Origin of the sequence: Nocardiopsis alba, assembly GCF_000710955.1 — a bacterium.
GTDB lineage: Bacteria > Actinomycetota > Actinomycetes > Streptosporangiales > Streptosporangiaceae > Nocardiopsis > Nocardiopsis alba.
Window position 1 is genome coordinate 227,823 of record NZ_BAZE01000001.1, and the last position, 23,111, is coordinate 250,933.

General features: G+C 71.2%; 22 protein-coding genes. 7 read left to right on the forward strand and 15 right to left on the reverse strand.

The features are described from left to right. Window positions 1–40 precede the first annotated feature (40 nt). Window positions 41–1,093 (reverse strand): ABC transporter substrate-binding protein, encoded by a 1,053-nt coding sequence (locus TR33_RS00885; protein ID WP_042280869.1) that lies wholly within the window; start codon window positions 1,091–1,093, stop codon window positions 41–43. Window positions 1,094–1,318: 225 nt separating this feature from the next. Continuing rightward, window positions 1,319–2,179 (reverse strand): MetQ/NlpA family ABC transporter substrate-binding protein, encoded by an 861-nt coding sequence (locus TR33_RS00890; protein WP_017533943.1) that lies wholly within the window; start codon window positions 2,177–2,179, stop codon window positions 1,319–1,321. A gap of 235 nt (window positions 2,180–2,414) precedes the next feature. Between TR33_RS00890 and TR33_RS00895 the strand changes: the two genes are divergently transcribed. Next, complete coding sequence (locus tag TR33_RS00895) at window positions 2,415–2,945, forward strand: winged helix-turn-helix domain-containing protein (RefSeq protein ID WP_017533944.1); 531 nt, start codon at window positions 2,415–2,417, stop codon at window positions 2,943–2,945. 96 nt (window positions 2,946–3,041) lie between these two features. Here the strand turns inward: TR33_RS00895 and TR33_RS00900 are convergent, their stop codons facing one another. Genes TR33_RS00900 through TR33_RS00910 form a run of 4 tightly spaced genes read right to left on the reverse strand, consistent with a single transcriptional unit; the run spans window position 3,042 to window position 5,345 of the window. Next, on the reverse strand, window positions 3,042–4,196 hold the full coding sequence (locus tag TR33_RS00900; protein WP_017533945.1) for a YeiH family protein: 1,155 nt from the start codon (window positions 4,194–4,196) through the stop codon (window positions 3,042–3,044). Further along, the gene (locus tag TR33_RS26815) at window positions 4,193–4,342 is read right to left on the reverse strand and encodes a hypothetical protein (protein WP_017533946.1); all 150 of its coding nucleotides are present in this window, start codon (window positions 4,340–4,342) and stop codon (window positions 4,193–4,195) included. Before TR33_RS26815 ends, TR33_RS00900 begins: the two co-directional genes overlap by 4 nt. Then, a complete protein-coding gene (locus tag TR33_RS00905; protein ID WP_017533947.1) occupies window positions 4,339–4,776 on the reverse strand; it encodes a rhodanese-like domain-containing protein in 438 nt (145 codons plus the stop codon). The genes TR33_RS26815 and TR33_RS00905 overlap by 4 nt, the downstream gene beginning before the upstream one ends. Further along, window positions 4,773–5,345, reverse strand: coding sequence for a cysteine dioxygenase (locus tag TR33_RS00910; protein WP_193789600.1), 573 nt, complete (start codon window positions 5,343–5,345; stop codon window positions 4,773–4,775). Before TR33_RS00910 ends, TR33_RS00905 begins: the two co-directional genes overlap by 4 nt. A 775-nt stretch (window positions 5,346–6,120) precedes the next feature. On the opposite strand from TR33_RS00910, the gene TR33_RS00915 reads away from it, so the two are divergent. The 4 genes from TR33_RS00915 to TR33_RS00930 are packed head-to-tail and all read left to right on the forward strand — an operon-like array spanning window position 6,121 to window position 9,689. After that, a complete protein-coding gene (locus TR33_RS00915; protein ID WP_042280872.1) occupies window positions 6,121–7,380 on the forward strand; it encodes an SfnB family sulfur acquisition oxidoreductase in 1,260 nt (419 codons plus the stop codon). A gap of 21 nt (window positions 7,381–7,401) precedes the next feature. Continuing rightward, window positions 7,402–8,565 (forward strand): LLM class flavin-dependent oxidoreductase, encoded by a 1,164-nt coding sequence (locus tag TR33_RS00920; protein ID WP_042280874.1) that lies wholly within the window; start codon window positions 7,402–7,404, stop codon window positions 8,563–8,565. An 18-nt stretch (window positions 8,566–8,583) separates the two neighbouring features. Further along, window positions 8,584–9,171 (forward strand): NAD(P)H-dependent oxidoreductase, encoded by a 588-nt coding sequence (locus TR33_RS00925; RefSeq protein WP_042280876.1) that lies wholly within the window; start codon window positions 8,584–8,586, stop codon window positions 9,169–9,171. After that, window positions 9,168–9,689 carry a flavin reductase family protein gene (locus TR33_RS00930; RefSeq protein WP_042280877.1) on the forward strand — a complete coding sequence of 174 codons (522 nt, stop codon included), beginning with the start codon at window positions 9,168–9,170 and terminating at the stop codon, window positions 9,687–9,689. The genes TR33_RS00925 and TR33_RS00930 overlap by 4 nt, the downstream gene beginning before the upstream one ends. 100 nt (window positions 9,690–9,789) lie before the next feature. On the opposite strand, the gene TR33_RS00935 is transcribed toward TR33_RS00930, so the two are convergent. Further along, window positions 9,790–10,203, reverse strand: coding sequence for a hypothetical protein (locus TR33_RS00935; protein WP_042280879.1), 414 nt, complete (start codon window positions 10,201–10,203; stop codon window positions 9,790–9,792). A gap of 166 nt (window positions 10,204–10,369) precedes the next feature. Between TR33_RS00935 and xylB the strand changes: the two genes are divergently transcribed. After that, on the forward strand, window positions 10,370–11,761 hold the full coding sequence (gene xylB, locus TR33_RS00940) for a xylulokinase (protein ID WP_042280880.1): 1,392 nt from the start codon (window positions 10,370–10,372) through the stop codon (window positions 11,759–11,761). A 124-nt stretch (window positions 11,762–11,885) separates the two neighbouring features. Here the strand turns inward: xylB and metX are convergent, their stop codons facing one another. Beyond that, window positions 11,886–13,028, reverse strand: coding sequence for a homoserine O-acetyltransferase MetX (gene metX / locus TR33_RS00945; RefSeq protein ID WP_042280883.1), 1,143 nt, complete (start codon window positions 13,026–13,028; stop codon window positions 11,886–11,888). Next, a complete protein-coding gene (locus TR33_RS00950) occupies window positions 13,025–14,341 on the reverse strand; it encodes a bifunctional o-acetylhomoserine/o-acetylserine sulfhydrylase (RefSeq protein WP_017533957.1) in 1,317 nt (438 codons plus the stop codon). Before TR33_RS00950 ends, metX begins: the two co-directional genes overlap by 4 nt. Window positions 14,342–14,685: 344 nt before the next feature. Here TR33_RS00950 and TR33_RS00955 point away from each other — a divergent pair, with 344 nt between their 5' ends. Further along, window positions 14,686–17,169, forward strand: a complete 2,484-nt coding sequence (locus tag TR33_RS00955) for an ATP-dependent Clp protease ATP-binding subunit (protein ID WP_042280884.1) — start codon at window positions 14,686–14,688, stop codon at window positions 17,167–17,169. A gap of 57 nt (window positions 17,170–17,226) precedes the next feature. Here TR33_RS00955 and TR33_RS00960 read toward each other — a convergent pair whose 3' ends face one another. The 6 genes from TR33_RS00960 to TR33_RS00985 form a co-directional block, all read right to left on the reverse strand. Beyond that, the gene (locus tag TR33_RS00960) at window positions 17,227–18,309 is read right to left on the reverse strand and encodes a glycoside hydrolase family 5 protein (RefSeq protein ID WP_042280885.1); all 1,083 of its coding nucleotides are present in this window, start codon (window positions 18,307–18,309) and stop codon (window positions 17,227–17,229) included. Between the two features lie 440 nt (window positions 18,310–18,749). Continuing rightward, window positions 18,750–19,913 (reverse strand): SDR family NAD(P)-dependent oxidoreductase, encoded by a 1,164-nt coding sequence (locus tag TR33_RS00965; RefSeq protein ID WP_042280886.1) that lies wholly within the window; start codon window positions 19,911–19,913, stop codon window positions 18,750–18,752. A gap of 198 nt (window positions 19,914–20,111) precedes the next feature. Further along, complete coding sequence (locus TR33_RS00970) at window positions 20,112–20,759, reverse strand: VOC family protein (protein WP_042280887.1); 648 nt, start codon at window positions 20,757–20,759, stop codon at window positions 20,112–20,114. Beyond that, window positions 20,756–21,445, reverse strand: coding sequence for an alkylhydroperoxidase domain protein (locus tag TR33_RS00975; protein WP_017533962.1), 690 nt, complete (start codon window positions 21,443–21,445; stop codon window positions 20,756–20,758). Before TR33_RS00975 ends, TR33_RS00970 begins: the two co-directional genes overlap by 4 nt. Next, a complete protein-coding gene (locus TR33_RS00980; protein WP_042280888.1) occupies window positions 21,442–22,047 on the reverse strand; it encodes a CMD domain protein in 606 nt (201 codons plus the stop codon). Before TR33_RS00980 ends, TR33_RS00975 begins: the two co-directional genes overlap by 4 nt. A gap of 34 nt (window positions 22,048–22,081) precedes the next feature. After that, window positions 22,082–23,098, reverse strand: coding sequence for a putative FMN-dependent luciferase-like monooxygenase (locus TR33_RS00985; RefSeq protein ID WP_017533964.1), 1,017 nt, complete (start codon window positions 23,096–23,098; stop codon window positions 22,082–22,084). Window positions 23,099–23,111 lie beyond the last annotated feature (13 nt).

Here is a 23,111-nt window from a genome sequence, read left to right on the forward strand (position 1 = left end):
ATAAGGGGGGATACACCCCGCCCGACCGGACCCCCGCCCCCTAGAACCCCTCGACCTCGTCCCGACCGGCCTCGGAGAGGAGACCGTTGAGCGGGTCGAGCGCATAGATCCCCTCCAGGTCGACCGGGTCGAGCAGGCCGACCGCCTCGGCGTGCTCGGCCCCGCCCCGCAGGGAGGCGGCGATCGGGTCGACGGTGAAGGTGACGTTGTCGAAGGCCGAGGCGACCACCTCGGGGGCGGGCTCGCTACCGGTGAGCGCCCCCAGGTGGGCGATGGTCGCCCTCTGAGCCTCCTCAGGGTCCTCGTTGACGCGGTCGACCGTCTCGATGTGGCCGCGCAGCAGATCCTCCACGATCTCCGGGTTGTCCTCCAGGAAGTCCGCGTTGACGATCAGGTGGGTGGTCACGAAGGCACCATCGGCCTCGGGCCACAGGTCGGCCTCGTCCACGAGGACCTTTCCGCCGGCCTCATCGACCAGACGACTCAGGTGCGGTTCGGGGACCCAGGCCCCATCGATCTCACCGAGGACGAAGGCGTCGACGATCTCGGCGTTGCCCTGGGGGACGATCGACAGATCGCCGCCGCCCTCGGTGTCGACCTCCCACCCCTGCTCCTCGGCGAACCAGCGCAACGCCACGTCCTGGGTGTTGCCGAGCTGGGGCGTGGACAGGGTGGTGCCCGGCAGGTCCTCGATCCCGTCGATCCCCTCGCGCACGACCAGACCGGCCCCGCCCGAGGTGGAGCCGGCGATGACCCGCAGGGCCGTACCCCCCGATTGGGACCAGCCGTTGACGGCCGGGTTGGGGCCGATGAAGGTCGCGTCGATCTCCCCGGAGAAGAGCGCGTTGATGGCGTCCGGACCGGCGTTGAAGGTCTGGGTGGACAGCTCCACGTCGCCGAGGGCGTCCGCGAGATAGCCCTCCTCCACCCCGACCAGGGCCGGCGCGTGGGTGATGTTCGGGAAGTAGCCGAGGGTGAGGGTGTCGGCCCCGCCCGCCCCTCCGCCGTCGTCGGCCCCTCCGCATCCGGAGGCGAGCAGTCCGATGGCCGCCGCGGCGGCGACGGACGAGAGCACAGGGGTACGCATACGCATGGGGGTCCTTCGAAGGTCGGAGCCTGACAGGAAAACTCTACTTAATGAGTAGGTTTTGTGGAAGATCGGATGAACCCACCCACCGTGACCTGCGCCACTCCCATGCCCCCTCCGAAAACACGAAGGCCCGGACCACCTGGCCCGGGCACGCGAAGGGGCGGCGGGGTCGAGGACCCCGCCGCCCCTTTCGAAGGACGTCGTGGACGGGACCACGACGCCCGAGGATCACTCGATGGGCTCGCCATCGGCGTCGACGGCCAGGACGACTCCCTGCCAGGTCTCCTGGATGTAGTCCAGGACCCGCTCGTCGTGGAGCAGGTCGGCCAGGATCCGGATGCGCTCGTCGTCGCTGTTCTCCGCCAGGACCACGAGGCCGTTGGCGTACTTCTCGACGTAGTCGTCGCCCTCGGGCTCCCAGGCCAGGACCTCGGCCTCGTCGGTCAGCCCCGCCTCGATGGCGTAGTTGCCGTTGACGATCGCGGCGTCGGTGTCGGCGATCGAACGCGGGATCTGGGCCGCCTCCAGGGGTCGGATCTCCAGGTCGCGCGGGTTGTCGGTGATGTCCTTCTCGGTGGCGGTCTCACCGGCGTCGGGGTCGACGGTGATCAGACCCTCGGCCTCCAGGATGCCCAGCGCGCGGTTCAGGTTGGCGGGGTCGTTGGGGACCGCGATCTCGGCGCCGTCGGGCAGTTCGGCGACGTCGTCGACCTGCTCGGAGTACAGACCCAGACGCTCGATGTGCACGTCGGTGAGGTACTCGAGGTCGGCGTCGGGGCCGTTCTCGACCCACTCGTTCAGGAACGAGCGGTGCTGGAAGTAGTTGGCGTCGAGGTCGCCGTCGACCAACTGGGCGTTGGGCGTGTTGTAGTCGGCGATCTCCACGATGTCCAGCTCCAGGCCGGCCTCCTCGGCGAGGTTCTCGTCGATGAAGGCGAGGATGTCGCCGTGCGGGACCGGGCTGACGCCGACGCGAAGCGGACCCTGACCGTCCTCGGAGGCCTCGGAGGCCTGCTCACTGGGGGCACCGCAGGCGGCGACGGCGAAGACGAGGGCGGCCGCACCGATGAGGGTGGAGGTCGTGCGCATGGGCACTCCTTGGTGATCGTGGGACGGAGGATCGCGGACGGCGCCCGAGGCCGACGGTGGCCGGCCGCGACGCACCCGCGTGCCGCGGGGAACGCTGAAGCGCTGCTCAGAGACTAGCCGACCTTATTGGTAGGAAATTTCCCTTTCGACCGTCTTGAGCGTGGCGTTCCCCACAGAGAACAGATTACCAACTAATCCGGTAGATATTACATACAATCCGGCGCATCATGGGACCATGCTCAGCGCACACACCGCCTCCCCCGGAGCCGACCGTCGTCCCGCCGCACCGCGAGCACCTCTGACCGTCGCCCCCGCCTCCGGTGACGGCCCTCACGAGTCGGAGCACTCCCTCCTCGGCGTCCTGCCCCTCCCCGAGAGCGGGCGCTACATGCTGGTCTACGGGGTCATCGTGGACGAACCCCACCCCCGCGACCGCCCGGTCCCGCCCGAGGTGGAGGCCTGCCCCCTGTTCCTGGACCGGGGCGCCCGGAGGGTCTGGGCCCGGGGCGCCGAGGTCGAACTGACCTACCAGGAGTACGAGCTCCTGGACCGCCTGACCGCCTCCCCCGGACGGGCGGTCACCCGCGCCGAACTCCTGGAGCGGATCTGGGGCTCGGGCCGTGATCTCCATTCGCGCACCATCGACGTGCACATCCACCGACTGCGGCGCAAACTCGGGGCCGCCGGAGAGCACATCGTCACGGTCCGGAAGGTGGGCTACATCTACCGCGGGCCGCAACCACCGAACCCGCCCCGAGAGAACTGACCGGGGCCGGCCGCCACGAGCGCCCGTGGCGGCCGGCCCCTTCTCGTCGGCCGTGCGAGGGCCCGCGTCGATCCGAGCGCGGGCCCCGACCCCGTCTCAGAGCGTCACTCCCCGGAAGAGCACGACCGCCAGCAGCAGGCCCACCACCAGGTTGAAGACCGTCGCGGCCGCGAAGACGCCGATCGGCCTCCAGCCCGCCTCGCGCAACGAACCGGCCTTGAACTCCAGGCCGATGCTGGTGAAGGCGGCGATGAGGAACCAGTCGCGCAGCGCCTTGGCGGTGTCCAGCCCCGCCTGGGCGTCCCCGGGGGCGTTGTCGGCCCACAGGGTGGCCACCACCGAGGCGATCAGGAAGCCCAGCACGAACTTGGGGAAACGGTCCCACAGGGCACGGACCCCGGGACGGTTCGCCCGCCCTTCCGGAGCGACCTTGACGGCGAAGTAGGCGGTGAGCAGCACGGCCACCACCCCCATCAGGACGTTCTGGGTGGACTTGACGATGGAGGCGATCTGGAGCGCCTCCTCCCCCACGATCGCCCCGGAGGCGGCCACCGCCGCCGTGGTGTCGATGTTGCCGCCGATCCAGGCCCCGGCCTGGGCCCCACTGAGCCCGAACACCTCGACCAGCCAGGGCAGCAGGAAGATCGAGGGGACCGCGAACAGGATGACCAGACCGGCGGTGTAGGCGAGCTGCTCCCGCCTGGCCTGCACCGCCCCGGCCGCGGCGATCGCGGCACTGACCCCGCAGATCGACACCGAGGAGGCCAGGAGCGCCCGGAGCCGGTCGTCCAGACCGACCCTGCCCCCGAGCCACCAGGTGAACAGGAACACCGAGGTGACCAGGGCCAGCGCCTGAAGGACCGCCGGACCCGCGGCGCGGACGATCACGTCGAACAGGACGGTCGAGCCGAGCAGGACCAGACCGGTCTTGATGAGGAACTCGGTCCGGAACGCCGGCGCCAACCGATCGCGCAGCCCGAGCAGGGACAGGATCAGGTTGCCGAGCAGCCCCAGGACGATCGCGTACACGGGGTACTCGACCGCGTCGGCGAACCCGGCCAGGGCGGTGCCCTCCGCCAGTTCGGGGACGCGGGACTCCAGGAAACGGGTGGTGGCGGCGAGCCCCAGGACGACCGCCAGGCCCACCGCCGTCCATGACCAGAGGGCGAGGGGGTTCCGCCGCTCGGGCGGGGAGGAGGGTGTGGAATCGGAGGCGTCGACGCTCTCGACGGAGGGACGTTCGACGCTCATGGGATCAGCCCCGCCGGGATGACTCCGGCCAAGGCCAGTCCGAGTAGGACGAGGCCGGTGAGGGTGGCCGCCCAGTCCTCACCGATCCGGAAGCCTCGACGTGCGGGTGGGGACTCGGGCGTTGGGGTGGAGGGTGTCTCGCTCATGTCCTTCTCGTTCTCCGGGCGCGAGAACGCCCGGCTCGGGGGGATGGTCGGGAGTGCGGTGGGGTGACCGGAAGGCCGTCGGCCTTCCACGCCCGGAAGCCGCCGACCAGGTCGGTGGCCCGGGGCAGCCCCAGACGGTGGAGGCCGACGGCGGCCAGGCTGGAGGCGTAGCCCTCGTTGCAGAAGAGCACGATGTGCCGATCGGTCGAGTCCGCCTCGGGGATCCGGTCGGGGCCGGTGGGATCCAGCCGCCATTCCAGGACGTTGCGGTCGATGACCAGGGCGCCGGGGATCTCGCCCTCGGCCTCGCGGTCGGTCACCGGGCGGATGTCGACCAGAAGGGCTCCCCGGTCCACGGCGCGCCGTGCCTCCTTCGGTTCCAGGCGCCGCAGAGCGGATCGTTCGCGGGCCAGGAGTCGGTCGATCGCGCTCATCGACCTCCCTCCTCCGACTCCGCCGGGGCTGTGGGGGCGGCCTCCAGCGTGGGGACGTCGGGCTCGGGGTCGGTGGTGAGGATGCTCCCGGTGCGACGGAGCGTGCCCCCGTCGGTGACCTCGTAGTAGTGCATGGCGGTCAGCGGGGGCGAGTAGGCGTGCACGCTCACGGCCGGCGCGGTCGAGGTGTTGACGACATCGTGCACGTGCCCCAGAGGGAAGCGCCCTCCCTCGCCCTCGGCCAGGGTGCGTTCGCGGAGTCCGCCGTCCCAGTGGTGTTCGACCAGCTCGCCCGTGACGACGGTGAGAGCTCCGAGCGAACCCGCGTGATCGTGCAGGCGGGTGGACTGGTCGGGGGTCCAGGAGATGAGCCAGACGTCGGTGTAGTCGTCCGCGCGCAGCCGGACCGACCAGCGTTCCTCCGCGTCGAAGTGGATCTCGTGAAGCCCCTGCCGGACCTCCTCCGCGATCTCGGCGGTCAACCCGGCCAGGCGGTCCAGGGTGAGCGGGGTCGGTGCGGCCGGTGCCGTTTCCGAGAGAGGGGAGGTGTCGATGTCGTTGACGGTCATGTTCCTTCTCGCCTTGCCGGTGGTGTCGATGGATCCTCGTGCGGCCACCGACAGTGCTCGTCGAAGGTGAGCGACCTGCTCCGGAACCGGAGACGTGGTATCGCGCTGCCTGCCATGCGCAGCAGTAAACCACATTTCCTACAGGTTTAGTTGGTAGTTGTTCGGCGCGGCGCGCCACCTCCCTACCTGGAGCGAGACGCCCACGGCAAAGATTCCCTACTTTATTGGTTGACAAACTATGATTACAGGACGCACAGTGGAGTCACGCCGACCGGAATCGCGGAGCCGGTCGGCCCGGACCGCTCTCGCACACCCCGTCCGAACCTCCTCACCGGACGGGACGGGCGAGGCGGATCCCGTTCCGGGTCGAGGCCGCTGCCATGCGCGGAGCAGCTCAGGACCTCGGCCCGGACGACCATCCTCGGCATCACCCAAGAAAGGCCGCATCCGATGCCCGGAACACGTCACCCGGCCGGTCGCCACGCTCGGACGGCGGGCTCGATTCCGGCACCACCGATCGGCACAGAACACGGGAAAACCTCTCTCACCTCCCATCTCACCGGCACGAGCACACGAATCGGTGGCGTACGAAGGACACGGGACGGGCAGGTACGCCCTGTCGGGTGAGACCACCCGATCCACTCGGCCTCGCCGCACCGATGGTCGTCGTGGACGATCCACACGACCGACCCCCGCTCTGATTCCATGCAATTCCAGTAGGAATTCAGGATCGGCGCCCCGGGGCGGCCGCGCACCAGTTCAGGAGGTTCCTTCCTTGTCCGAGACGCTCCCCGGACCGGCGCCCGCCCCGACCACCGACACCGTCCCCCCGCGGACCATCGCCTCCATCGGCGAGGTGCTCGATGTCGCACGCTCCCTGCTGCCCTCCCTCTCCGAGGGGGCCGCCGAACGCGACCGCGACCGTGTCCTGCCCCATGGGCCCGTCCGTGAGATCTCCCGCTCCGGGCTGCTCGGCATCACCGTCCCCCGGGAACTGGGCGGCCTCGAGGCGCCCGCGAGCGTCGTCGCCGAGGTCCTGCGCCTGTTCGGCACGGTCGACCTGAGCCTGGCCCAGATCCTGCAACCGCACTTCTCCTTCCTGAACGCGCTGCGTCTGCGCGGAGGACGACCGGCCCGCGAGCGCGTGTACGGCGACGTCCTCGCCGGTTCCCTGGTCTCCAACGCCCAGGCCGAGCGTTCGGGCAGGACCGCGCACACCCACACCACCCGGATCGAACCCGACGGCGACCACCACATCGTCGACGGCACCAAGTACTACGCCACCGGCTCCCTGTTCGCCGACTGGCTGGCGGTGGTCGCCCCGGCGCCCACCCCCGAGGGCCCCCGACCGCACATCGCGTTCGTGCGCGCCGACGACCCCCGGGTCCGGATCGAGGACGACTGGGCCGGCATGGGCCAGCGCACCACCGCCAGCGGCACCGTCCACCTGTCCGGGGTCCGGGTCGCGCCGGAGTTCGTCCTGGAGCAGTACCGGACCTTCGAAGGACCCATCACCTACGGGGCCCACGCCCAACTCCTGCACACCGCCATCGACGTCGGCGCGGCGCGCGGAGCCCTGGAGGAGGCCGCGGAGTTCGTCCGTACCAAGAGCCGCCCCTGGTTCGAGAGCGGGGTGGACCACGCGACCGAGGACCCGCTCCTGGTGCACCGCTTCGGTGAGCTGGAGGTACTGGTCCGCTCGGCCGAGGCCCTGCTGGAGACGGCGGCCGCCCGAGTGGACGTCGCCGACACGACACCGATGGACGAGGACCCCCGAGCGGCCGAGACCACCACCACCGAGGCCTCGATCGCCTTGGCGGCCGCCAAGGTCGTCGGCGGCCGGGCCGCGGTCGACGTCTCCTCCGCCCTGTTCGAGGTGGCGGGCACCCGGGCCACGGCCGACGCCGCCGGCCTCCACCGCCACTGGCGCGACACCCGTACCCACACCGTCCACGACCCGGTGCGCTGGAAGGTCCAGCACATCGGCGAGTACTCCCTCAACCGTCGCCGTCCACCGCGGCACGGCCAGATCTGAACCGAAGGGCCGAGCACACCCATGTCCCTGACCTTCCACTGGTTCCTCCCCACCCAGGGGGACGGCCGAGGCGTCATCGGCGGCGGACACGGCGCGGACGTCGTCTCCGCCGCCGCCCGGCGCACGCGCGAACCGTCCGTCGAGTACCTGGCCCAGATCGCCCGGGCCGCCGAGAACCTGGGCTTCGAAGGGGTGCTCACCCCGACCGGGGCCTGGTGCGAGGACGCCTGGCTGACCACCGCCATGCTGGTCGCGCACACGCGTCGCCTCAAGTTCCTGGTCGCCTTCCGCCCCGGGCTGATCACACCGACCCTGGCCGCGCAGATGGCGGGCACCTACCAGAGGTTGAGCGGCGGCCGGCTGCTGCTCAACGTGGTGACCGGGGGCGAATCGGCCGAACAGCGGGCGCACGGCGACTTCCTGGACAAGGAGGCCCGCTACCGGCGCACCGACGAGTTCCTGCGCGTGGTCGACGCCCTGTGGGAGGGCGGGACGGTGGACTTCGCCGGAGAGCACGTCACCGTGGAGGGGGCGACCCTGCACCGTCCGCCCCACCCGCGGCCACCCGTGTACTTCGGCGGGTCCTCCCCCATCGCCCTGGAGGTGGCGGCCGCCCGGGTCGACACCTACCTGACCTGGGGAGAGCCCCCGGCCGCGGTGGCCGACAAGATCGAACGGGTCCGCTCGGCGGCCGCCGCCCACGGCCGGAACCCGGGCTACGGGATCCGACTGCACGTGATCAGCCGCGACACCGAGGAGGAGGCCTGGGACCAGGCACGGCGGCTCCTCGACGGGATCTCGCCCGAGACCATCGCCGAGGTCCAGAGGAACCTGCGCCGAAGCGAGTCCGAGGGGCAGCGCCGCATGCTGGACCTGCACGGCGGAGACCCCGCCGACCTGGAGATCCACCCGAACCTGTGGGCCGGTGTGGGCCTGGTGCGCGGCGGCGCGGGCACCGCCCTGGTCGGCAGCCACACCCAGGTGGCCGACCTGATCGAGCGATACCACCGGGTAGGGATCGACGAGTTCGTACTGTCGGGCTACCCGCATCTGGAGGAGGCGTACTGGTTCGGCGAGGGCGTCCTCCCGATCCTGGCCGAGAGGGGACTGTGGCACCACCCCGACGGACCGGCCGCGCCCTCGTACCCCGCCGTCCCCTTCGCCGCCGCCGGCGCCCCGTCCTGAGAATCGGAGTCCGTCACCATGACCACCACCGTTCTGGTCGGCAACCCACGACCGAACTCCCGGACCGCCACCGCCGCCCTGGCCACGGCCCGCCACGCGGCCCGTGCCGCCGGACTGTCCGCGGAACCGGGGCGGGGCGACCTCCTGGAACTGTCCGACCTGCAACCCCTGCTGCTCACACCGGGTCCGCCCCTGGACGTGCAGGCGGCTCTGGAACGGCTCCGCGCCTCCGAACTGTTGATCGTGGCCAGCCCCACCTACAAGGCCACCTACACCGGCCTGTTGAAGGTCTTCCTCGACCTTCTGCCCTCCGGGGGCCTGGAAGGGGTGACCGCCGTCCCCGTCCTGGTCATGGGGTCGCCCGCGCACACCCTCGCCGTGGACGTGCACTTGAGGCCGCTGCTCCTGGAGCTGGGCGCCTCGGTCCCCACCTCCGGTCTGGCCCTGCTCCAGGACACCGTCTCCACCGAGGGGGCGGACTCACCCGAGCTGGAGGAGGTCCTCCGTCCCTGGGCCGAGAGGTCCGCTCCCGCGCTGCGCGCGGCCCTGAACCCGCGCTCCACCACCGTTCCACCACTGCCCGATCCCTCAGGGAGAATCCGTTGAGCGTCACGGAGACCACCACCCGTACCGGAACGACCTTCGAGGCCGATCGTCTTCGGGCCGCCATGCGCAACCATCCGGCGGGCGTCGTCGTCATCACCGCGGACGTCGAGGGACGTCCGGTGGGGTTGACCGCCACCTCGTTCACGAGCGTGAGTCTGGATCCGCCGCTGGTGTCCTTCTACATCGCCGAATCGTCGACCACCTGGCCGGACCTGCGCCGCGCCCCCGTGTTCGGGGTGCACCTGCTCGCCGCCGACCAGGCGGGGACGGCCGCCCGGTTCGCCGCCAAGGGGGTGGACCGCTTCGCCGACCCCACCTCGTGGCGCCCCGGCCCGTCCGGGGTCCCGCTGTTGGAGGGCGCCACGGCCCACCTGGTGTGCGAGTGGTCCGAGATCCGCGCGATCGGCGACCACGTCCTGGTCGTGGGGCGCGTGACCCACGCCGGGGTCGTGTCGGAGACGGCTCCCCCGCTGGTCTACCACCGGGGGACCTTCGGTTCGGTGGCCCCGTCGGCCTGAACCGACGGCATGGACCTCCCTTCGCCCGGGAGATGGGCGCCCCTGGTCCGGGGGCGCCCTCATCACCTCCGCCGGCCGAACGACACGGAGGTCTCGGGGATCAGCCCTGTCCACCGAAGAGAGCCCGCAGTCGCGCCCCGAAACGGGCCAGCACGGCTCGCGCCCCGCCCATCCGAGAGGGTCGTCGCAGCCCGGGGATGATCGGTACCGGGACGGGAGAGGCCAGAGGGGCGGAGATCGACAGTCCGCCCGGAATACGGCCGAGCACGGGACGCCCGACAGGGGTCTCCAAGGGGATGCGACGCAGGACCGAGCGGTCACCGGACCTCACCAGGACCAGGGAGCCGCCGTCCACCAGGACGAGGATCCCACCCGGATCCACCCCCGGGGCCAGCTCCACCCGGACCTCCAGGAGACCACCGCGACGCCCGCTGTCGACCCTGGTCACGGGGCCGACGGAGAGCCCGCCGGCCAGGGTCTCGTCGATCCCCTCGAACACGTCCGTGACACGCATCGGACCATCCCTTTCGACTTGAGCTTCAGTGGCTCAAGTTTATTGAAGCCATGACGCGAGGGCAAGACGATCCCCTCTCCCCCATGAGGTGATCGAGCCCCGCGGGGTGCGAGAATGTCCCGGCCGCCCCACGGCCCGTCCCCTTTCTCACCCCTACGGAGCGAACATGGCACTCGTCGCCGGAATCGACAGTTCGACACAGTCCTGCAAGGTCGTGGTCTGTGACAGCACGACCGGAGAGGTGGTGCGCGAAGGCCGAGCCCCGCACCCCGACGGCACCGAGACCGACCCCCGCCACTGGTGGACGGCCCTGTCCCACGCCTCCTCCGGACTGCTCGACGACGTGGCGGCCGTCTCCGTCGCGGGACAACAGCACGGCATGGTCGTGATCGACGACGAGGGAGAGGTCGTCCGCCCCGCCCTGCTCTGGAACGACGGGCGTTCGGCCCGAGCCGCCGACGACCTGGTCGAGGAGCTCGGCGGCCCCCGGGTCTGGGCCGACGCCATCGGCAACGTGCCCGTGGCCGGCTTCACCATCACCAAACTGCGCTGGTTCTCCGAGCACGAACCCGACCTCGCCGCCAAGGCACGCGGTGTCATGCTCCCCCACGACTGGCTCACCTGGCGTCTGGGCGGAGCGCGCCAGGCTCCGACCACCGACCGGGGCGACGCCTCCGGCACCGGCTACTGGTCGCCCTCCGAGAACGCCTACCGCACCGACCTGCTGGTCCACGCCTTCGGACGAGAGCTGGAGGTACCCCGGGTCGCCGCCCCCTCCGAGGCCGTGGGACACACCCCCGAAGGGGCCCTGATCGCGCCCGGAACCGGGGACAACATGGGCGCCGCCCTCGGACTGGGCCTGCGCACCGGCGACGTGGTGGTCTCGCTCGGCACCAGCGGCACCGTGTTCGCCGCCCACGACCGGCCCACCCACGACGCCACCGGAGCGGTGTGCGGGTACGCCGACGCCACCGGCGGCCACCTGCCCCTGGTGTGCACCCTCAACGCGGCCCGCGTCCTCGGTTCGGCCGCGTCGATGCTGGGCACGGACCTGGCCGGTCTCGACCACCTCGCCCTGGGAGCGCGTCCAGGCGCGGAGGGCGTGGTCCTGCTCCCCTACCTCGACGGAGAGCGCACCCCCGTCCTTCCCGAGGCCAGTGGCTCCCTGCACGGGCTCCGCCGGGACAACATGACCCCGGGCAACATCGCCCGAGCCGCGGTGGAGGGCATGCTGTGCGGTCTCGCCGACGGACTGGTCGCCCTGACCGCGCAGGGTGTGCGGGCCGAGCGCGTCCTCCTGGTCGGCGGCGGCGCCCGTTCCGCCGCGGTCCGCGCCATCGCCCCCCTCGTCCTGGGCATGCCGGTCGCGACCCCGCCCGCCGCCGAATACGTCGCGCTGGGCGCCGCCCGCCAGGCCGCCTGGGCCCTGTCCGGCGACCCGCTGCCCCCCGAGTGGACTCTGGGCGCCCCCGCCGAGGAGGCCGCCCACTCTCCCGAGGCCGGGAACGGACTGCGCGAACGCTACGCCGAGTACCGGCGGGCCCTCCACGGCGTCTGATCCGCCCTGCCCGGCCGTACGGCCTCGGGTCGTGCGAACCCGGGAGGAGACCGACCGTCTCACGGCGGCCTCCTCCCGATCACCGGCCGGGCCGGGTGCGGCTCCGTTCGGGGCCGCACCCGGTTCAGCGGGCCAGCAGCTCCTCCACCAGCGCGGACACCTGATCCGTGGCGGTGAGGAAGCCGTCGTGGCCCTGGGCCGACTCGATCACCCGGACCCGCCCGGGGACCGGCAGGTGGCGGGCGATCTCCTCCTGCTGGTGGAGCGGGTAGAGGTGATCGGTGTCCACCCCGGCGACGATCGTCCGTTCCGGCATGGCCTTGAGCGCCGCCGCCACGCCGCCGCGACCACGGCCCACGTCATGGGCGTTCATCGCCTCGGTGAGCAGGACATAGCTGGCGGCGTCGAACCGGCGGACGAGCTTGCCGGCCTGATGGTCGAGGTAGGACTCCACCGCGTACCGCCCCCGGTCATCGAGGTCCTCCCCTTCCTGGGGCAGGCGACCGAAGCGTTCGTCCAGTTCCCGTGAGCCCCGATAGGTGATGTGGGCGATCCGGCGGGCCACGCCCAGCCCTTCGGAGGGCACGCGACCGGTGTCGTGGTAATCGCCGTCGAGCCAGTGCGGGTCGGAGCGGATCGCGTGCAACTGCGGTGCGGCCCAGGCGATCTGCCAGGCGCTCGTGGCCGCCGGGCAGGCCATGACCAGGGCCCGGCGGACCCGATCGGGGTGGATGAGCGACCATTCCAGGGCGCGCATCCCTCCCATGGATCCGCCGATGACCGCGGCCCAGGAGCGCACTCCGAGGGCGTCGGCCAGGGTCGTCTCGGCCCGGACCGTGTCCCTCAGGGTGAGGCGTGGGAATCGGCTTCCCCAGGGACTGCCGTCGGGCCCCTTCGAGGAGGGACCGGTGCTTCCCTGGCAGCCGCCGAGTACGTTGGGCGCCACCACGAAGTACCGGTCGGTGTCCAGAGCGAGGCCGGGGCCGACGACCCCCTCCCACCAGCCGGGTCCGGCCTGCCCGGGGGCGGCCGGTCCGGTCAGGTGGGCGTCCCCGGTGAGGGCGTGCAGGACCAGGACGGCGTTGGAGCCCTCCCGATCGAGGCGACCCCAGGTCTGGTAGGCCAGGCGGACACCCGGAAGGTGCCGCCCCGACTCCAGCTCCAGGGGGTGTTCGAGGGCGACCCAGCGGCGCGCGGCCACGGGGTCTCCCTCCCGCCAGCCCCCGTACGGAAGCCGGTCGGCGGGAGGGGCGGAGCCCTGGGTCATTGGTACGCCTTGGCCGCGCGGAAGCCGAGTTCGAGGTCGGCCTTGAGGTCGTCGATGTGTTCGAGGCCGACCGACAGGCGGACCAGCCCCGGAGCGACCCCGGCCGTGACCTGCTCCTCCGGGGTGAGCTGGCTGTGGGTGGTGCTGGCCGGGTGAACGATCAGGCTGCGCACGTCGCCGATGTTGACGAGCTGGCTGAACAGTTCTGTGCCGTCGACGAAGGCGCGTCCGGCCTCCACTCCGCCATGCAGTTCGAAGGAGAGCACGGCTCCGGCGCCGCGCGGCAGGTAGGAGCGGGCCAGCTCGTGGTGGGGGCTGGAGGGCAGCCCGGCGTAGTGGACGCGTTCCACCTCGTCCCGGGACTCCAGCCACTCGGCGAGGGCCTGGGTGTTGTCGACGTGACGTTCGATCCGCAGGGAGAGCGTCTCGACGCCTTGCAGGATGAGGAAGGAGTTGAGCGGGGCGATGGCGGCGCCGGTGTCGCGCAGCAGCTGAACGCGGAGCTTGGCGGCGTAGGCGCCGGGGCCGAGGGCCTCCCAGTACTTGAGGCCGTGGTAGCTGGGGTCGGGCTCGACGAAGCCGGGGAAGCGGTCCCCGTGGGCTCCGAAGTCGAAGGTCCCGGCGTCCACGACCGCGCCGGCGACGGTGGTGCCGTGGCCGCCGAGGTACTTGGTGGCCGAGTGCACGACGATGTCGGCCCCGTACTCGATGGGCCGGAGGAGGTAGGGGGTGGGGACGGTGTTGTCGACCACGAGCGGGACCCCGACCTCGTGCGCGGTGTCCGCGATCGCGCGTACGTCCAGCACGTTGCCACCGGGGTTGGCGAGGGTCTCACCGAAGAACAGCCTGGTCTCGGGGCGGGACGCGGCGCGCCACGCCTCCGGGTCGTTCTGGTCCTCGACGAAGGAGACCTCGATGCCCAGCTTGGGCAGGGTGTGGTGGAAGAGGTTGTAGGTGCCGCCGTAGAGCAGCGGGCTCGACACGAGGTGGTCGCCGGCCCCGACCAGGTTGAGGATCGCGGCGGTGATGGCGGCCGAGCCCGAGGCGAAGGCGACCGCGGCGACACCGCCCTCGAGCGCGGCGAGACGCTGTTCGAGGACGTCTTGAGTCGGGTTCATAATCCGGGTATAGATGTTGCCGGGCTCGGCGAGACCGAAGAGGTCCGCGCCGTGCTGGGTGTCCCGGAAGACGTAGGAGGTCGTCTGGTAGATGGGGGTGGCCCGCGCGTTGGTGGCGGGGTCGGGCGCGGCCCCGGAGTGGATCTGCCGGGTCTCGAAGGACCAGGAGTCCTCGTTGGTGATGTCGGTGCTCAAGACGTACTCCTACCGATAAAACAGACCAAAAAAGTAGGGAATCACCACAAGGCTAGCACCACCCCCGGAGAAGGGCCAGCGGATCCCCGAAACCGCAGCGCCTCTCGCACCATGAGCCCCCTCACCCCCGCCCCCTGGAGCCCCCGTCTCGAAGTCCTCGATCGACGACGCACACGAGTGAGCCCCCGCCACGTGTGAACGACGGCGCCGCCGGGGAGTGTGGGAGGCACGGACTCCGCTCGAGCCCGCACCCATGGTCGCTACCGACCGATATGCACTTTCTCACGTAGGGTTATCGAGCCACTACAAAGGACTGTCAACACACGCACGGGGGACGAATCGAGATGACGAACGACCACCCCGAGGGGCCGGGCGGCGACCCGGGTTCCTTCGACGAGTTCCTGGCCCGGTTCCTCGGCGCCCGCGGACCCGTCCGCCGCGTCGACCTGTCCAAGCTGATGAGCCCCGAGGCCCGACAGATCGCGGACGCCGCGGCGCGACGCGCGCTCCAGAGCGGTGGGGCCGACATCGACTCGGTCCATCTGCTCTGGGCGCTCCTGCGCTACCCGCCCGTCCGCGAACTGGTGGAGCGCACCGACGCCGACGCCAAGCCCTTGGAGGACGTCATCGACCAGGCTGTCGCCCAGGCGCCGCGGGCGGTGCGCGGCTCCGCCCGGTTGACCCCCTCGGCCAAACGGGCCCTTCTCGATTCCCTCCAGATCGCCCGCGCCACCGGCAGTTCCGGCATCATGCCCGAGCACATCCTGTTCGCGCTCGCGATCAACCCCGACCACCCGGTCGGCCAACTGCTGCGCGATCAGGGGATCACCCCCGAGTCGTTGCAGAAGGCGACCGGTCCCGCCTCCGGAGGAGGTCAGGTCGAGGGAGAACCCTCGCAGACACCCTCCCTGGACGAATTCGGGACCGACATGACCGCCCTGGCCCGGGAGGGTCGGCTGGACCCGGTGGTCGGCCGCGACGACGAGGTCGAACAGTGCATCGAGGTCCTGGCCCGCCGGCGCAAGAACAACCCGGTGCTCATCGGCGACCCGGGCGTGGGCAAGACCGCGATCGTGGAGGGCATCGCCCAACGCATCTTCGACGACGACGTTCCCGAGACCCTGCGCGGACGGCGGCTGGTCCAGCTCGACGTCTCCGGGATCGTGGCGGGCACCCGCTACCGGGGCGACTTCGAGGAACGGCTGAACAAGATCGTCGAGGAGATCCGCGCCCAGTCCGAGAACCTGCTCATCTTCATCGACGAGATCCACACCATCGTCGGCGCCGGAGCCTCGGAGGGATCGACCAGCGCGGGCAACATGCTCAAGCCCGCCCTGGCCCGGGGCGAGCTGCACATCATCGGCGCCACCACCGTGGACGAGTACCGCAAGAACATCGAGAAGGACGCCGCCCTGGAGCGCCGGTTCCAACCGATCCAGGTGCCCGAGCCGTCGGTGGAGGACACCGTCGACATCCTGCGCGGGCTGCGCGACCGTTACGAGGCGCACCACCAGGTGCGGTTCGGGGACGAGAGCCTCGTGGCCGCCGCCGAGATGTCCGACCGCTACATCACCGACCGATTCCTGCCGGACAAGGCCATCGACCTCGTGGACCAGGCCGGAGCCCGCGTCCGTCTCCGCTTGAAGACCTCCAGCTCCACCCTGCGCGAGATGGAGAAGCGGCTCAAGGACCTGGAGGGCGAGAAGGACCGCGCGGTCCAGGACGAGGACTACGAGAAGGCCTCTCGACTGCGCGACGAGATCAACGAGACCAGGAGCAGTGTCCATCAGGCGCGCGGGACCGGCTCGGCCGTCCCGGAGGTCGGTCCCGATGACATCGCCGAGGTCGTCTCTCGCGGCACCGGCATCCCGGTATCGCAGCTGACCCAGGCCGAACGCGACCGGCTCGTCAACCTGGAGGAGGTGCTGCACGACCGGGTCATCGGCCAGGACGAGGCGGTCACCGCCGTCTCGGAGGCGATCCGCCGCAACCGGGCCGGGCTCGGCGACCCGGACCGCCCCGTGGGCAGCTTCCTGTTCCTGGGCCCGACCGGCGTGGGCAAGACCGAGTTGGCGAGGGCCCTGGCCGAGGCGCTGTTCGGTTCGGAGGACTCCATGGTCCGGCTCGACATGAGCGAGTTCCAGGAGCGGCACACCGCCAGCCGGCTGACCGGCGCGCCGCCCGGGTTCGTGGGATACGAGGAGGCCGGTCAGCTCACCGAGGCGGTCCGTCGCCACCCGTACTCGGTGCTGCTCCTGGACGAGATCGAGAAGGCCCACCCGGACGTGTTCAACCTGCTGTTGCAGCTGTTGGACGACGGACGTCTGACCGACGGCCAGGGTCGCACGGTCGACTTCCGCAACACCGTGGTGATCATGACGAGCAACCTGGGCTCGGAGGCGATCACCGGGGGCGGTCCGATGGGCTTCACCGCCGACGGGCAGATGGACGCCGACACCGAACGACGGGTGATGCGCCGGCTCAGGGAGGAGTTCCGCCCCGAGTTCATCAACCGGATCGACGAGGTCATCGTCTTCCAGCAGCTCGGCGAGGAGCAGATCGACCAGATCGCCCGCCTCATGCTGGAGCGGACCGAGGAGCGGATGGCGGCCCAGGACATCTCGATCCGTTTCACCGACGAGGCGGTCCGCTGGATCTCCCGCCGCGGCTACCAGCCCGAGTTCGGCGCCCGTCCGCTGGCGCGTACCATCCAGCGCAACGTGGGCAATCGGCTGTCCAGGATGGTGCTGGACCGGCAGATCGCCTCGGGCGACCGGGTCGTGGTCGACGTGGACGACGCCGGCGAGCTGGTCATCTCGACCGAGTGACGGATGTGGACGGGCCCCGGACGCGCGCGTCCGGGGCCCGTCCTCGTGTGTCCGAGGTCAGCCGGAGAGGCCGCTGGTCCGGATCCGCTCACGGATCCACTCCCCCGCGGGCTTGAGGGAGTCGGTACCGGCCCAGGGGCCGCCCGCGTTACAGGTGCCCGTCTCGAAGACCGCGCCGGAGCGGAAGTCGTCCGAGAAGTTCCAGTTCACCCAGCTGATCTTCTCCCGCTCCATCAGGTCGAGGTAACGCTGAGCGGAGGAGAAGTCGTCAGGCCCGTCACCGGTGTGCTCCTGGGTGCCGAACTCGGTGACGAAGAGCGGAAGCTCCCGCACGGCCCGCTCGAAGGTGTCGTAGTGCACCGTGTCGTGGGAGGCCGCGTAGAAGTGGTACACGTACATGATGTTGTCCGCGTCCACCGGGTCGGCGACGATCTCGGAGTGGTCGGAGCCCTCCGACACCCCCAGCGAGGACCAGGCACGGGTGCCGACCAGCACGAGGGAGTCGGGATCCTCGGCGCGGATGACCGGGATGACCTCCTCGGCGTAGCCCTTGATCGAGTTCCAGGAGACCCCGTTGGGCTCGTTGGCGATCTCGTAGAGCAGGTTGTCCTTGTCCGCGTGGACCGAGGCGATCTCCTGGAAGAACTCCTTGGCCCGCTCGGTGTTGTGGTTCGGGTCGCCGGGCGTGAGCATGTGCCAGTCGACGATCACGTAGAGGCCGCGCTCGGTACCCTCCTCGATGAGCTCGTGGACGCGGTCGGTGAAGCCCCGAGGGTCGGTCTCGTAGCCGCCCTCCTGGATGTACATGGACACCCGAAGGACGTCGGCCCTCCAGTCGTCGGCCAGGGCGTCCAGGGAACCGTCGGTGAGGCAGTGGTCGTACCACTGGATGCCGTGGGTGCTCATCCCGGTGAGCTGGACCTGTTCACCGTTCTCGTCGCAGAGCTTGATCCCGCAGACGGAGAGCCGTCCGTGTTCGTCGATGGCGGTGGTGTCCGGGGAGGTGGACGAGACCGGTTCGAGTTCCTGGCCGGAGGCCGGGAAGAACGCGGCCGCGCCGAGCAGGAGCGCTCCCACCGCGGTGAGGGAGAGGGTCCGGTACGGGTGGCGGGCGGGGGTGGTCGTGCGAAGACGCGCCAAGGGTGTCCTCCAACGGGAGCGCGGGCCGGCCGCGCGCAGGGGGCGGGGGGATCCGGAAGGAGTGTTTCCCGTAGAAGTTACGACTTGGTAGCACAAACGTCAAGAGGAGTGACCCAACGTGATCATACCGGGCACGCGCCCTCCCGGGGCCCGCCCGGGAGGGCGCGTGCCCCTCATCGGCCCCGTCCGGTCAGGCGGGCTCCGGCTCGGGTTCGGGCCCCGGAGGGTCGGGGACCGGGCCGGGAGGACCGGGCTCGGGGTCCGGCAGCGGACTCGGCTCCGGAGGAACCGGCCCCGGCGGCATCGGAGCCGGCGGGAACGGATCCGGAGGCATGGGATCGGGCTGTCTCAGATCCGGATGGAGGGCGCTCATGCGGATCACCTCCTCTCGATACCGGTCGTCGCGCGTACTCTCGCCCCTCGTATCGGGCCTCGCGCCATCACCCGTCCTTTCCACTGTCGACGTCCCGCCGACGTTCCTCCGCCCGCGAGCTCTGGTTCATCCGCCTGCCGGCCCTCTCGTTGAGCGCGGCGACGACACCGACCAGACGTCCGATCCGGCTGTCGGCGGCCTCGGATCCGGAACGTTCCTCCACGTGTTCGGGGGCGTCCGGCAACAGTCGCCCTACAAGACGCATACCCGCCTGGGTGAGGCCGGGTGCCACTCCGTGGACGGCCAGGCCGATCCTGGCGATCGGCGAGATCACCAGGAAGCCGCGTCCGCTCGCGGCGGCGGCCACGATGCGCCGGGCGGCGCGTTCGGCGCTCACGCTGAGCAGCGGGGCGCCCGCGGCCAGCGCGAACCACGCGTACTCGCGTTCGGGGTTTCCACTGAAGACCACCCCGCGGTGCGAACCGGTCCGCATCAACCCCGGAACGACGGTGACCACACGGACCCCGCTCCCCCCGGACTCGGCGGCCATGCCCTCGGACAGCGCCGCCCAGGCGTGCTTGGCGGCCGAGTACGGCAGCAGGTGCGGCACCGACAGGTAGGCGCCGATGGAGGTGATGTTGACGATGGTGCCGCCTCGTCCGCGCATCCTCTCCATCGCGGCGCGGGACAGGTGGAAGGGGCCCCAGAACATGACGTCCATGGCCTGGACGAAGGCGTCGTCGGGCAGGGTCCTCTGGGGGCCGACCCGCATGATCCCGGCGCTGTTGACCACCACGTCCAACCGGCCGAAACGATCGACCGCGTCGTCGAGCAGGGAGTCGACCGCCTCCGGGTCGGTGACGTCGCAGACCACGCCGAGGGCCTCCACACCGCGGCCGGTGAGCTCGGCGACCGCCCGGTCCAGGTCCTCCCGTCCTCGGGCGCAGATCACCACCGAGGCCCCACCGGCCCCGAACTCCCGGGCCAGCTGGAGACCGAGGCCGCGCGACCCTCCGGTGACGAGTACGACCCGGCCGTTCATCCGTCGGGCGCGACGGCGTTCGGACAGGGCGGAGGCACCGGCCCCGAGGGCGGCCGCGGCCGCTCCCCAGGCGAGGAGCTCCGCCCCGCTCCGACCCGCGGACACCGGTGTCGACTCCCGTGAGCGGCGGTGGCGTCTCCACAACCACCGGGCTCCGGCCAGGGCCAGGGTCGTCCTCAGACCTCGCATCGGTGCTCCCCTGCGGCGCGTGCGCGTCGATGGGTCCGTCCCATGTACTCCCCTGTTCGGGTCGAGTGCGTCGGTGGGGGATGTGGGGACACAGTTACCCGGTGCTCCGTGGGAGAAAACCGTGTCTGGGAAGAGATGGAGAACCCGGGCCTTCGCCTTGGGACGGCCCGGGTCCCTCGAACCCCCACCGGGCCCAGATCAGCGCAGGACGAACTCTCCTTCGGGGCCGCGCAGGACCGCCTCCAGCGAAGGGGCGTCCCCTCGGACGACCTCCAGGTCCACTCCGAGGGCGGACAGGACCGGGGACAGGGAGTCGGGGTCGGGATGCTCGGCGCGCAGGGACACCAACTCCAGGGGGGGCAGGTCCCCCAGCCCCGGCTGCGGGGTGTCGCCCCAGTCGATGAGGAAGGGGACCGGGGCCGGGTAGTGGTCGGCCTCCCGTTTGGCCAGCAGCCAGCGCAGGACCGACCCTTCGGGGGTGGTCCGGGACCATGGTTCGACGTCTCCCGGGTCGTGCCCGACCGCTCGGGCGCGTTCCACCGCGGCCTCCAGGTCGCCTTCGACCCGGACCGCGAACGTGGCCAGGTGGGGGTGGTCCAGCGTGGCCAGGCCGAACACCGGCACCGGACCGGGGTCGGCCCGCTCCGGGTCGGGGCCGACGATCTCCAGGTAGTGGGGCACCCGCCGTCCGTCCACGGTGAGGGCGATCAGGGCGTTGGCCGAACCGACCGGGTGGCTTCCGCCCCGGACCGGAGCGACCCCCGAGAGGTCCGCGAAGGCCGGTAGGGCGGTCTCCAGGTCCGGGACGGCGTAGACCAGGTGGTCGAGGGTGGCGGGGATGCTCATCGGTCTCCCTCCGGGGTCGCACGGCCCGAGGCCGTACGGCCGGGCCGGTCGTGCGGATGTACGGGCTCCCCCAAGGAGAGCATGAGCCGGTTGGCCCAGTTGAAGAAGGACGCGCTGTTGATCACGTCGCCGATCTCGATGTCGGACAGCCCGTGGGCCCGCAGCTCGTCCACGTGCTCGGGGCCGAACTCCACGGGGGTCCGGGACAGGGCGACCGCCGCGCGGACCACGGCGTTCCAGAGCCGGTCGCCGGTGTCGGTGTCCACGCCCTCGGCCAGCAGGCGGTCGACGTCCTCGCCCCGGGAGGAGAAGCGGGCGGCCAGGCGCGCGTGCACGGAGGCGCAGAACACGCAGCCGTTGAACCGGGACACCGCGGCCGCGGCGAGCTCGCGTTCGGCCCGGGGCAGTCCGCCCTCGGTGTTGTGGAAGATGTCGAAGTCGGTGCGGGTCCGCGCCTCCAGGGCGTCCGGGTCGCGGACCAGCAGCGCGAAGTAGGGCATCCGGGCCCTGGATTCCTCGACCAGAGCCTCTCGGTGGCGCGGGGTCAGTTCGTCCTCGGTCAGGGGCGCGAGCCAGGGCAGCCAGCCCACGGTCGAGCGGGTGAAGTGCTCGGGCCGACGGGAGTCGGGGTGCTCGGTGACGAGGTCGGGAGCGGTCGCGACGGTGTTCTCGGGTACGGCGTTCACGATCGGGCGTCCTCCGTTCGCGTGGAGAGGGCCTCCAGCCCGTGGACCAGCCGGATCTGGAAGGCCAGGAAGGAGACGAGCTGGGAGAGGGTGACGATGTCGGTGGTGGTCCATCCGGCGGCGGCCAGGGCGCGCAGGTCGTCCGGTCCGGCCTCACGGGGACGCAGTACGAGCAGGTGGGCGTGTTCCAACGCGGTGGCCACGGCCTCGCCGAGCAGGGCGCGTTCGGGGTCGGACACCGTCAGGGTCGGTCCGTCGGTGGACTCGTCCACCAGGCCGTCCTCGCGGTAGCGACCGGCGGGTCCGTGGGCCCGCGCCCGCTCCCCCAGGGCGATGACCGTGTTCGCGGCGTCGTCTCCGGCCCGTTCCCGGGCCAGGCCTTCATAGTGGTCACCGAGCCGGGAGGCCTCGTGCAGGGTCGCCACGAAGACGGCGATGAGCGCGCGTGTCGCGTGAGGGACGCCGCCCGGGTCGGCGGGTTCGATCAGGGCCCGGTGGCTGAGCCGGGCGTTGGCCCGGGCCTCGGGCCGGGCGGCCCGCACACGGTCCAGGGGACTTCCGGGCGTGATGTCGAGCAGACGGTCGACGAGATCGTCCGTCATGTGGCCTCCTTCGAGGAATGGGTTCGTCGGCGGGTCAGGCGCCGAGATCGATGTCGTTCCGGGTCCAGCCGAGCTCGGGGGCGACCCGGGTGGCGATGAGCTCCATGGAGCGCAGCACGTACTCGTGCGGCGGATCCACCGAGTGGACCTGGAAGGACAGGTGGGTGGCGCGCCGGAGCGCGGTGTCCCGGGAGAGCGACTCCAGGACGTCCTCCGGGGTACCGACGTGGGCGTCCAGCCGGGCCAAGAGCTCTTCCACCGGCAGCCGGTCGACCTCGTCGCCGAGGGTGGAGCGGGCGAAGCGGGTGTTGCGGTAGCCGTGTTCGGCCAGACGGAGCGCCTCCTGTCGGTCGTCGGCGACGAACAGGGTCCGGGCCACGCTGATCCGGGGAGCCGCCCCCGGCGCCAGATGGTCCAGGTAGGCGTCGATGATGGGGTTCTGGATGTCCCACAGCGTGGTCTCGGGCGCCTCGGCCGGGCGGGGCTGGGTGCGCGAGAGCATCAACCCGTCGCCGCGTTCGGCGGCCGTCACCGCGAGCGGGCTGGAGAAGGTGGCGAACCAGAGCCGTTCCAGGAGCTCGGGCCGGGCCGGATGGAGCCGGTTCGAGGTGCCGTCGAAGGCCTCCCCCGCCAGCGCCGCGAGGAGCGCCTCGCGTTTGCGGGCGAACACCTCGCGCCGTTCGGTGAACTCCACCCCGAAGCTGGGGAAGGTGGAGGGGGTCCCTCCGGAGCCGATCCCCACCTCCAGGCGTCCCTCGCTGAGCAGATCCAGGACGGAGGCGTCCTCGGCCACCCGGATCGGGTCCTCCAGTGGCAGGGTGACCACGCCGGTCCCCAACCGGATCCGTTCGGTCCGGGCCGCGGCCCGGGCCAGGAACACCAGGGGCGAGGGCAGGCCGCCCTCGTCCCCGTCGAAGTGGTGCTGGGCGACCCAGGCGCTGTCGTAGCCGAGGGCCTCGGCGTGCCGGATCTGTTCGAGGGCCAGACGGTAGCGTTCCGCCGGGGGCGCGTCGTCCAGCACCCGGGTGAAGAAACCGAGCTGTTCGGGCATGGCCGTGCTCCTT

Coding starts and splice junctions, on each gene's coding strand:
- xylB (WP_042280880.1), top strand. CDS start 10,370: ATGGCACTCGTCGCCGGAATCGACAGTTCGACACAGTCCTGCAAGGTC.
- TR33_RS00965 (WP_042280886.1), bottom strand. CDS start 19,913: ATGCGAGGTCTGAGGACGACCCTGGCCCTGGCCGGAGCCCGGTGGTTG.
- TR33_RS00895 (WP_017533944.1), top strand. CDS start 2,415: ATGCTCAGCGCACACACCGCCTCCCCCGGAGCCGACCGTCGTCCCGCC.
- TR33_RS00920 (WP_042280874.1), top strand. CDS start 7,402: ATGTCCCTGACCTTCCACTGGTTCCTCCCCACCCAGGGGGACGGCCGA.
- TR33_RS26815 (WP_017533946.1), bottom strand. CDS start 4,342: ATGAGCGAGACACCCTCCACCCCAACGCCCGAGTCCCCACCCGCACGT.
- TR33_RS00900 (WP_017533945.1), bottom strand. CDS start 4,196: ATGAGCGTCGAACGTCCCTCCGTCGAGAGCGTCGACGCCTCCGATTCC.
- metX (WP_042280883.1), bottom strand. CDS start 13,028: ATGACCCAGGGCTCCGCCCCTCCCGCCGACCGGCTTCCGTACGGGGGC.
- TR33_RS00935 (WP_042280879.1), bottom strand. CDS start 10,203: ATGCGTGTCACGGACGTGTTCGAGGGGATCGACGAGACCCTGGCCGGC.
- TR33_RS00985 (WP_017533964.1), bottom strand. CDS start 23,098: ATGCCCGAACAGCTCGGTTTCTTCACCCGGGTGCTGGACGACGCGCCC.
- TR33_RS00980 (WP_042280888.1), bottom strand. CDS start 22,047: ATGACGGACGATCTCGTCGACCGTCTGCTCGACATCACGCCCGGAAGT.
- TR33_RS00925 (WP_042280876.1), top strand. CDS start 8,584: ATGACCACCACCGTTCTGGTCGGCAACCCACGACCGAACTCCCGGACC.
- TR33_RS00910 (WP_193789600.1), bottom strand. CDS start 5,345: ATGACCGTCAACGACATCGACACCTCCCCTCTCTCGGAAACGGCACCG.
- TR33_RS00885 (WP_042280869.1), bottom strand. CDS start 1,093: ATGCGTATGCGTACCCCTGTGCTCTCGTCCGTCGCCGCCGCGGCGGCC.
- TR33_RS00905 (WP_017533947.1), bottom strand. CDS start 4,776: ATGAGCGCGATCGACCGACTCCTGGCCCGCGAACGATCCGCTCTGCGG.
- TR33_RS00970 (WP_042280887.1), bottom strand. CDS start 20,759: ATGAGCATCCCCGCCACCCTCGACCACCTGGTCTACGCCGTCCCGGAC.
- TR33_RS00890 (WP_017533943.1), bottom strand. CDS start 2,179: ATGCGCACGACCTCCACCCTCATCGGTGCGGCCGCCCTCGTCTTCGCC.
- TR33_RS00955 (WP_042280884.1), top strand. CDS start 14,686: ATGACGAACGACCACCCCGAGGGGCCGGGCGGCGACCCGGGTTCCTTC.